Source organism: Patescibacteria group bacterium (assembly GCA_041664365.1).
Lineage (GTDB): Bacteria > Patescibacteriota > Patescibacteriia > UM-FILTER-42-10 > UM-FILTER-42-10 > JAHJEX01.
The window spans coordinates 1-8,982 of the sequence record JBAYKW010000018.1; the positions used below are offsets into that span (position 1 = coordinate 1).

The window sequence follows — 8,982 nt, forward strand, 5'->3', positions numbered from 1 at the left end:
ATATAATAATAATTTTTGTTAAAATACTTTCTTTTTGAGTAACACTATTGTCCGGGGCTGTCTGGCGCTGATAGCGCATCAGCCAGCCCGCCTCGACTCCTCGTAAAGCAAAGCAGTTTGCTTGCTTTTTATCGCTCGACCCCTTGCCTTGCACCTGAGTTTACGAATGGTGCGGGGACTCTGGCCCGCTTCGCATCGCCTCAGCGAGGCAGGCATCTTTCTGTAATTGTAAACAAGTATTCAATTCAACATCCGAACTGAACAAGTTACTATATTATATCACATTCGTCAAATTATCTAGGGTGATAGTGTTCTGACGGATGCCCTTCGTCCGCCATTTGTTGTAACGGTATATATAAAATCATCGCCAATAGCTACATCATAACCACCGCGCCACCATCGTTCGTATGCTTTAAGATAAGTACGCAAATTACCGTGGATATCAAAGACTCGAAAATCGGGACCGCCACGTCCGGCAGGTGCAGTGACAATTTCCGGACCGGAAAAATCAGACATAAGCTCCCCGATACTGACGCGGACTCCTCCACGGAATTGTTCGTCATAGGCAAAGAACTGTCCGAGAATTTCACCCCATGGTTTGAAAATCCGCACCTGCGGTCCACCACCTAGACCGGGAGCGGTAATGATCATCGATCTATTCTCAGGAGATGCGGCTATAGCCGCAACATCTACTCCTCCGCGAAAGCTGTCGGCGTAAGCGAAAAATTGATATAGAAGTTTGCCATTAGATTTGAACACTCTAACCTGCGGTCCGCCGCCAGTTAAGGTGCCGGCAACTATTTCCGCCTTTTTATCCCCATTAAGATCAGCGGCGCTGACATTGCCTCCCATTTTGTAGGAATCAGGGTAGGCAAGAAATTCTTTCAACAATTCTCCGCTTTGAGTAAACACGCGGACAAATGCCGACATTCCAGGACCCGGTATTGTGATAATTTCATCATCGCCGTCGCCATCAATATCGCCGGTGGCGACATCTATCCCACCCCGAAAATTTTCAGGATAAGCATAGAATTGCGAAAGCAGTTTTCCTGTCTCAGAAAAGACACGCAAATGCGGGCTTCCACCTGGTCCGGCACCGGTTATTAATTCCTTTCCTTCATATTTATCATTTAAACTACCGGTAGCAACCGATGCCCCTCCCTTAAATTGAGCATATGGTAACAATTCATTCTGAAGGGTTGGTCCCACTACTGGTGAAAATATTTTTGGTGCAGCTAATAATGTTTCGTAAGGATTAATAACATTGCCATCCGGACGGTGAATTTCAAAATGCAAATGGTCTACCGTGTATTCGGCATTACCGCTGTCGCCCATGTAGCCGATCAACTGTCCTTGCTTGACCGGAAGTCGGGGTGCGATGTCTGGTGCGTAAATATCCGGTCCGCTGGCGCGACCATCATCCGTGCCTGGCGAATCATTATTCATATGCAGGTACCAGTATTGATAACCGTCAACACCTTCCAGAATTACAGCATAACCCCAGTATGGTTCAGGGTAATTTACCAATCTGACCGTGCCGTCCATAACAGCAACTAACTCTTGGTGCTTGGTACCAATAATATCAATTCCTTCATGACTTCTACCTCCACTGCGTGCGGCACCGAAATCATTTGAATAGCGCGTCGGTCCTAATACCGGGAATATAATCGTCCGGATATCGGCTGCGTTTGCTGATGTAATAAAAAAAGCGCATGTTCCGACTATGATGCTTGCGCCAAATAAAAGTAATTTCGACATTTTAATATACATATAACAATTCATTATTGTTATTCGATTGAATATGTATATTAGCATTTTATATGCTATTTGTCAATGTGCGTTCTTACCCGGCCCAATAATTATTTACAAACAGCAGAGTGTATAGCGCAAGCATACCGGATGAAATACTGATCCAGACATATCTTGACATTTCATTTTTAAATGTTGCTGGCAGAATAAACAGTGGAAATAAAACAAGAATGAATCTGCCGATACCCATAATTGTCCCGCTGATTAACGGGACGGCAATCGCAGCTAGTGTATATAACCCATAAGATGTGCGAATTCTTCGGATCACAAATATGCTAGCAATTATTCCGAAGATTATAAAAGAAACATCTAATGCAAAATTTACTATCATTTGTGGGTTATCAAATCTAAAAATTGCTAAGTCCGGACTGAATCCCCGTCCCCACATTTTCTGAATTTTAAAGAATAATAAGAAATCACCGAATCGTATGTAGTGATAAAAAAAGAAAATTGCAGTCCCGAGTGGCACCAGTAAGGAAGACAGAAAAGTGAATTTTGTTTTTTTTGATACTCTGAGGTGTTGATACAGTTCCCAAATAAACGGAATAATTAATAATATGCCGTTAATTCTGGTTAAAGCCGCGAACATTCCGAATAAACCGGCCAGCCAGAATTTTCTTTTTAACAGATAAAAGAATGTTGCGATAGAAAAAAATAAAAAAGTGGATTCGGTATATACAGCGTTCAGAAAAAAAGCCGTTGGGAACAACAAAAGAAATATGATTGGGTAATATGGATTAATTTTCGGGTGAAATTCATGAACTAATTTATAAAACATCAGCATAGCCAGAAAAAGGAAGACAGCGCTGACTACCCATCCTGAAAGAATATATTCCCCAAATATTAGTGATAATAATTTTATCAAAGCGGGGTAAGCAGGAAAAAAAACGATGTTGGAAAGTTTGCCTTCCGTATATTGGTATCCCTTATCAACAACTGAAATTAACCAAAAAGAATCCCACTGAGCATGTGAAACTGTGGGGTTCCATGTTTGTTGTTCTACTTTGGCATCGGAATCAATAATCCATTGATATGCGCTGTCTTTTTCCAGATTGAGGCGGTTTAACGCTATTAAACTAAAAGCATTGATCACCAGAAACCAAACCAGGGTAATAAGAAAAACTTTTTTCATTTCTATAATTATAATACCTTCATTACAGTTAATATTAACACAAATTGGTATAAAAAAAACGTCACTTTCAGGGTGACGTGGAGAAAGAACCATTGGTGCCGAATTCGACACCATTCTGAACAGTTTCGACCAGCTGTTCAACTTCGTCCCAAGTCGGGACACTGCTTCCACCGAACTTGGTACAGACCAGGCGAGCGTGCGCCGCGCCGTGCAGAGCAGCTGTGCGGACCGAGTTTATGCCCTTGAGGAACGCGATCAGCATTCCGGAGATGACCGCATCACCGGCACCTGTGGTGTCAACGATCGGACCGTTGTACGGAATCGCCGGGATGTGGAATGCCTCATGAGGAGTGGCGACCCACAGTCCGTTTCTGCCGTTCGAAACGCTGACCAGCTCCAGCTTGTGCTGTTTGCAGAATTCTTGCAGATCCTGCAGAGACACGCGCTCGCCGAGCAGTGACTGACTTTCGATGGCCGACAAGAACAGGTACTTTGCCGAAGGCAACAGTTCCAGCGCTTTGCCGGAACGAATCAGCGAAACATGAGGGGAGAAAACGATCCGGCCTGCTCCGTGCTCAGTGAATGCCTTGGTCAGCGGAATCTCATCCTCCATGATCCCAGACAGGACCAGATATTCCGGTTCTTGGTTACGCAGATGTTCCCGGATTTTTTCGATCGCATCCGGAACGCGTTCTTGGAGGATAGGGGGTTTGTAGGAATATATTCGCCCACCCGGTCCTTCCTTCGGACACAGAATAGTCGCCCGCGACGAATGCCGATCCCGCAGTGGGAGCCGGATTGCGCTCATCCCCGCGAGCATTTCGTCCATCTGTCCTCGATTGAAGTCCGGTTTGCCGTCCGGGCTGTAGCCGACCGGCACGAATAGCATCGAATTGATGCCGGCGCCGGCAACCGCCACATGGATGTTGAAAGAGCTACCGCCCCCATGGACCGTATAGAAACTGTGGTCGACTCTGGCCGTTACTCCTTCCGGTAAGTTGCCTTCAGTAATCAGGCGTTCTTCTGGATTTGCAGACAATCCTAAGGCGATCCCTGCCATAGCTTTCCTCCCTTGGCGAGGTGGAACTGGCCCTGAAAGGGCACACTGTCACACTGTTAACAAACGGGGTTGGTTTAATACTTTAACTGCTTATTTTGGCTCTGTCAACTTGAAAAATATCGAAAAAAATTCTATGATATATTTACGATGTTAAGCAATAAAAAGACGATTATTACATTTACCGGCGGTGGATTAGCCGCCGCTTTGAATGCCACATTATACGGGGCGGTTATTTCTGCGCAAAAAAAAGGTTACAAAGTACTGGGGGGTATTGAGGGATGGAAAAGTCTGTTGAACGGAGGGAAAGTTATTGATCTTACCGGTATGGATTTGTCTGTACTGAAGAATCAGGGGGGCACATTTCTGCGTTCATCCCGCACTAATCCGCTGAAAGAAGAAAAAGGAATTGACCAACTGAAAAAAAGGGTGAAGGAATTAGGAATAGATGCGATTGTCGCAATCGGTGGAGATGATACAATGAGCGCCGCTTATGAAGTATCAAAACAATTGGCGATCCCGGTAATTGGTCTGCCGAAAACAGTTGATAATGATTTGGCAGGAACATATTGGGCTCCCGGTTTTCCGACTGCCGCCAGCAAAATTATTGATATCACTAAACAGGTGAAGGAGGACGCGGCTTATGCGTTGAAACGCGTGTTTTTAGTTGAGACGATCGGGATGAAGGCCGGGTGGATTCCTGCAGCCTCTTGCCTCGCTGATCCGGATTTGATTGTGGTGCCGGAGAGGGAAGTATCGCTCGATTCACTGATGCAGGCGATAGAAACAAAATACAAATCGAACGGAGATTATGCTACTGTGGTGATCGCAGAAGAAGTCCGTTTTGACCGGGCGGTTTCCGGTATATCGGATAACCAGAAAGATAAATTCAGAAAAGAATCACGGCAAAATTTTATTTCCATCGGCCTTCGGGAAAAGATTAAAGAGGAACTGGGTATTTATGCTCAATGCATAATCCCAAGGAACTATCTACAGACCGGCGCGCCGATTGATATTGACCGGGAGTTTGCAATTAAACTTGGTGAACACGCAATAGAATTACTGGCAAAAGGGGACTCCGGTAAAATGTGCTGTATAGTTCGACCTAATGAGTCTAAAAAGGAATTTGAAATTGATTCTGTTTTGCTTGAGAAAGTGTTCGGAGAAGAAAATCAGCATGTGCTTGACGATTCGTTGTTTGATTTTCAGAATTTCCAGGTTAAAGAGAAGATGAGAGAATATATCAGCTCATTTGTTGAAGCGAATGATGTAAATCAGGAATACTTAAATTTGCAGAATAAAATTTTAAAACAATAATTTTTCAGGTAATAAAAAAAGGACGGAGCACAGGAGTGTTCGCGTCCTTGTTAGTGTGCGGGGGAGGTCCTGCGGATTTGCAGGAATTCCTGGACTTCAGCCAGTTTGGGGGTATTGGAACCCCCGACCCTGCCGACCGTGATGGCCGCAGCGGCAGAAGCCATTTCCAGGGCTTGGTGGACCGATGCATTCTGCATCAGACCGGCGATGAAGTAGCCGAGGAAACAGTCTCCGGCGCCGACAGGGTCAACGACTTCGACGTCGTTGAAAGCACTGACCGGAATTTCTTCCGGATCGCCGTTGAACAGAATAGCACCGTCGCTGGACTTGGTGACCAGGACCTTCATGGAACCTTCGGCTCCCAGACTCTGCAGCTGCCGGATGCTTCCCAGATTCATGTTGGCAAGCAGGGCTTGCAACTCTTTCTGGTTCACAACCAGGATGTTGGACCGCTGCAGAAGGTTGTGCAGGGACTCCAGCCGACGGAAGTCGGTTTCGGGATCGCAGTGCGCTTCCAGCAGGGAAATTCCCGGGTTCAGAACGTTGGTGCTGTTGATGAGGTTACCCTCATCATCAAGGACCTCACCAAACATGGTGTGGATCACCGGCGCGTCCGCAATCTGAACCCCGGTACCGACGCGGAACCTGGGCCTGATCTGTCTGACCTGACCTTCGATCACAGCATGCTCAGCAAGCTTGCCGGGCAGGTAATCGCCCTTGACACAGACTAGTTGGCTTTTGCCACCTCTCCTCAGCGAGATGCTGAAATTAGTGTCACGCCTCCAAGGCATGAAGTACACGTTCTGTCCGAGACGAGCCATTTCGGCGCTGATCCAGGCACCTCTGACATCATCAGCGATGGTGGCGGCGAGCATCACGGAAATGCCAGCACCTTGCAATGCTCTGGCGACGTTGTAGGAAGACCCTGCGACGCACGAGGAGTAATTGGAAGGATCCAAGTTGATCTTGTCAGCGTCGCTATCCGGAAAATAGTAGGATTCTTCCCGGTTAATGGAAACGCCTACGAGCACTGTCATGTGAATCACCCCCTTTATGGAGGTTGGTGTGAAAAGAGCGTGAAGGGAGAGTCCCTTCTACTTCAGAAGCACATCTTCCAGGATTGAAAGACGTGCCTCTAAATAGAAAAACTAGTTTTTAGGCCATTCTTTAATTACGTTTTCGTAAATCTCTGGAGTAGCGACATCAAACCACGCTCCAGTAAATGGATAACCGAACAGTTTGTCTTTTTTTGCCAGATCAGGAAAGATGTCCTGTTCTAAACTGACATATCCCTTTGGCGGGATGTATTTAAAAATATTTGATTCCAAAATGTACATGCCGGCATTAATCAGATGGGACAGGCCAGGTTTTTTTTCCGGCTTTTCTTCAAACTTAACGATCTTGGACCCCTGTAGATTTACCACCCCGTATTCGGTCGGATGATCCTGGGAAGTGAGCGCCATGCTGGCAATCTGGTTATGTGATTTGTGGAAATCAATGAATTCCAAATAATTAATTTCTGAAAGCACATCACCATAAATCAAAAGAAAAGCATCATTTATTTTATTCTTCAATTCGCGCAGAGATCCGCCGGTGCCGTACTGGTGCTTTTCTTTTATGTAGTCGATGTTTACGCCGAATTTTGACCCGTCCTTGAAATAGTCCTGGATCATTTCACCCAAGTGGCCGATCAATACAGTAATATCCTTGATTCTCTGATCGCGCAGTGATTCAATAATATGTTGCAGAATCGGCTTGCCGTGTACCGGGATCATTGTTTTTGGCATTTCATAGGTCAGTGGTCGCATCTGGATTCCTTTACCGCCGGCTAAAATTACCGCTTTCCCGATTTTTGGCCCCTGCAAATATTTACCCAAAATATATTCAATAGCGTGTGAACGGTTTCGAATTTTTGTACCATCGATGGTCTGATCCAGGAAGGGGAGTAAGTCCTGCCTTAGTGTTATTGTTAATCTAGAGCGCCCTTTATTAGCCATAATATAGTTATGTATTAGCGATTATCATACATTATCATACAAGTGATTATAAATGATGCAATGCCTATTCGTCAAGGATATTTTAATACAAACTATCAATTATTTGGCTAATATCAGCGGAAAAATTATCCACATTGAATTAGTATGTGCTAATATTAGCCAAAAAAAATAGGACATTGATTTGTTGTCCTATGGTGGCTAATCCCGATTGAATATTTCGACCGGAATGTGCAATCCGTATGTCGGAGGAATCTCCAGCTTCACGATGATCAGACCGGCATCATCGCGGTCTGGATAGATTGAGACAAGATCGGGATGTCGCTGTGACAGCAGGATCAAAGCCTCGTTTTTCCGATCGAGCGGATCAAAAGCTATAGCTACCTGGTGTCCGGCGACTTTTTCGATCCGGTGGCCTACCAGATTGCAGGCTTCCGCGAACTCATACAGTTCTGCCGATCCATCAATGCTATGTGGAGATATCTTGCCAAGTACCTCGGCTGTTAGATATAAGTCCTCAAGCGTGAATCTATTGATAGCGTTCTGTATCAGGTAGATGAGTTTGTCCAGTAATCCTGGGTCATGCGGTGCGGCCTGGCTGCGCATCTGTATCAGGCTAATGATGCGCAGTAAATCACCACGATGAAGTTGGTTTGTTAGTTTGCCAAAGAGCTTGGGAGCGCGGTCAGGAGTGTGTTTACCCTTCCACTTTGCCATTATTGCCCCTCCTCTGGGTGTGCGGGTTTTTTATGGCGTGGGCAAAGCTTACCACATTATTCTGGACGGTCAAGCGGTTTCCAAATATTTACCAAAAAGAAAAACTCCTGTCCCGCACTTGTCGCCTTCGCTCCAATGCGGGATTTCACACTGTTTTATCGAGCTCAATTTTCCCAAAATGAAAACCGTTCCCTTTCAGGAACGGATTTTTCATATAACTGGCAATGATAGATCCCTCGCTACAGCTCGGGATAGGCCATATACATATTTAAATATTTTGGAAAATAGAAAATCCCTGCTTTAAGCAAGGATTTATCTATAAAACTGGCAATGACCTACTTTCCCCACTAAAGAGTATCATCGGCGCTAGAGAGCTTAACTACTGTGTTCGAGATGGGAACAGGTGTTGCCTCTCCGCTAGAATCACCAGAGGAAGTTAATAAGCTTTTATTTCTTATTAACCAGCCTCTAGCGACTTAATTGCCGGCGATTGTGGCTGGAGTGATCATCAAAACAATACCTACTACGAATGCTAACACTGCAAATACGATTACCAGTCTGAACGAGACTTTGAATTTAGCAAGCATCTTATACTGCTTTAGCTAATTAGTATTCTTAGTGGTTACGATTAAACATTGACTGATTAGTACTTCTCGGCTGAACCCATTACTGGGCTTGCACCTGAAGCCTATTTACCCGGTAGTCTTCCGGGAGTCTCAAATGAAATCTAATCTTGAAGACGGCTTCACGCTTATATGCTTTCAGCGTTTATCCAAACTGAACGTCGCTACTGAGCAATGCCCTTGGCAGGACAACTCATCCACGAGAGGTTCATCCTTCTCGGTCCTCTCGTACTAGAGAAGGATCTTCTCAAATTTCAACGCCCACGGCAGATAGGAGACCGAACTGTCTCACGACGTTCTGAACCCAGCTCGCGTACCGCTTTAATTGGCGAA

Annotated in this window: 7 protein-coding genes and 2 rRNA genes; 1 reads left to right on the forward strand and 8 read right to left on the reverse strand. The window is 45.3% G+C overall.

Annotation, left to right across the window (positions count from 1 at the left end; translation table 11 throughout):
- Window positions 1–297: 297 nt before the first annotated feature.
- The 3 genes from WCW66_06795 to WCW66_06805 form a co-directional block, all read right to left on the reverse strand.
- Window positions 298–1,770, reverse strand: coding sequence for a M23 family metallopeptidase (locus tag WCW66_06795; GenBank protein ID MFA6392412.1), 1,473 nt, complete (start codon window positions 1,768–1,770; stop codon window positions 298–300).
- A gap of 73 nt (window positions 1,771–1,843) precedes the next feature.
- Window positions 1,844–2,941 (reverse strand): mannosyltransferase family protein, encoded by a 1,098-nt coding sequence (locus tag WCW66_06800; GenBank protein MFA6392413.1) that lies wholly within the window; start codon window positions 2,939–2,941, stop codon window positions 1,844–1,846.
- Window positions 2,942–3,008: 67 nt separating this feature from the next.
- On the reverse strand, window positions 3,009–4,001 hold the full coding sequence (locus WCW66_06805; protein ID MFA6392414.1) for a carbohydrate kinase family protein: 993 nt from the start codon (window positions 3,999–4,001) through the stop codon (window positions 3,009–3,011).
- A gap of 147 nt (window positions 4,002–4,148) precedes the next feature.
- On the opposite strand from WCW66_06805, the gene WCW66_06810 reads away from it, so the two are divergent.
- Complete coding sequence (locus WCW66_06810) at window positions 4,149–5,315, forward strand: 6-phosphofructokinase (GenBank protein MFA6392415.1); 1,167 nt, start codon at window positions 4,149–4,151, stop codon at window positions 5,313–5,315.
- Between the two features lie 50 nt (window positions 5,316–5,365).
- Here WCW66_06810 and WCW66_06815 read toward each other — a convergent pair whose 3' ends face one another.
- The 5 genes from WCW66_06815 to WCW66_06835 form a co-directional block, all read right to left on the reverse strand.
- The gene (locus WCW66_06815) at window positions 5,366–6,352 is read right to left on the reverse strand and encodes a PfkB family carbohydrate kinase (protein ID MFA6392416.1); all 987 of its coding nucleotides are present in this window, start codon (window positions 6,350–6,352) and stop codon (window positions 5,366–5,368) included.
- Window positions 6,353–6,463: 111 nt separating this feature from the next.
- The gene (locus WCW66_06820; GenBank protein MFA6392417.1) at window positions 6,464–7,312 is read right to left on the reverse strand and encodes a sugar phosphate nucleotidyltransferase; all 849 of its coding nucleotides are present in this window, start codon (window positions 7,310–7,312) and stop codon (window positions 6,464–6,466) included.
- Between the two features lie 198 nt (window positions 7,313–7,510).
- Window positions 7,511–8,026: a hypothetical protein gene (locus WCW66_06825; protein ID MFA6392418.1), complete on the reverse strand. Its 516-nt coding sequence runs from the start codon at window positions 8,024–8,026 to the stop codon at window positions 7,511–7,513.
- A 322-nt stretch (window positions 8,027–8,348) separates the two neighbouring features.
- Window positions 8,349–8,457: ribosomal RNA gene (rrf, locus tag WCW66_06830) — 5S ribosomal RNA — on the reverse strand.
- 192 nt (window positions 8,458–8,649) lie between these two features.
- Window positions 8,650–8,982: ribosomal RNA gene (locus WCW66_06835) — 23S ribosomal RNA — on the reverse strand; the annotation flags it as partial.

Bases quoted from the DNA above. Each gene is read 5' to 3' on its own strand.
- WCW66_06795 (MFA6392412.1), bottom strand. From the start codon at position 1,770: ATGTATATTAAAATGTCGAAATTACTTTTATTTGGCGCAAGCATCATA.
- WCW66_06800 (MFA6392413.1), bottom strand. From the start codon at position 2,941: ATGAAAAAAGTTTTTCTTATTACCCTGGTTTGGTTTCTGGTGATCAAT.
- WCW66_06805 (MFA6392414.1), bottom strand. From the start codon at position 4,001: ATGGCAGGGATCGCCTTAGGATTGTCTGCAAATCCAGAAGAACGCCTG.
- WCW66_06810 (MFA6392415.1), top strand. From the start codon at position 4,149: ATGTTAAGCAATAAAAAGACGATTATTACATTTACCGGCGGTGGATTA.
- WCW66_06815 (MFA6392416.1), bottom strand. From the start codon at position 6,352: ATGACAGTGCTCGTAGGCGTTTCCATTAACCGGGAAGAATCCTACTAT.
- WCW66_06820 (MFA6392417.1), bottom strand. From the start codon at position 7,312: ATGGCTAATAAAGGGCGCTCTAGATTAACAATAACACTAAGGCAGGAC.
- WCW66_06825 (MFA6392418.1), bottom strand. From the start codon at position 8,026: ATGGCAAAGTGGAAGGGTAAACACACTCCTGACCGCGCTCCCAAGCTC.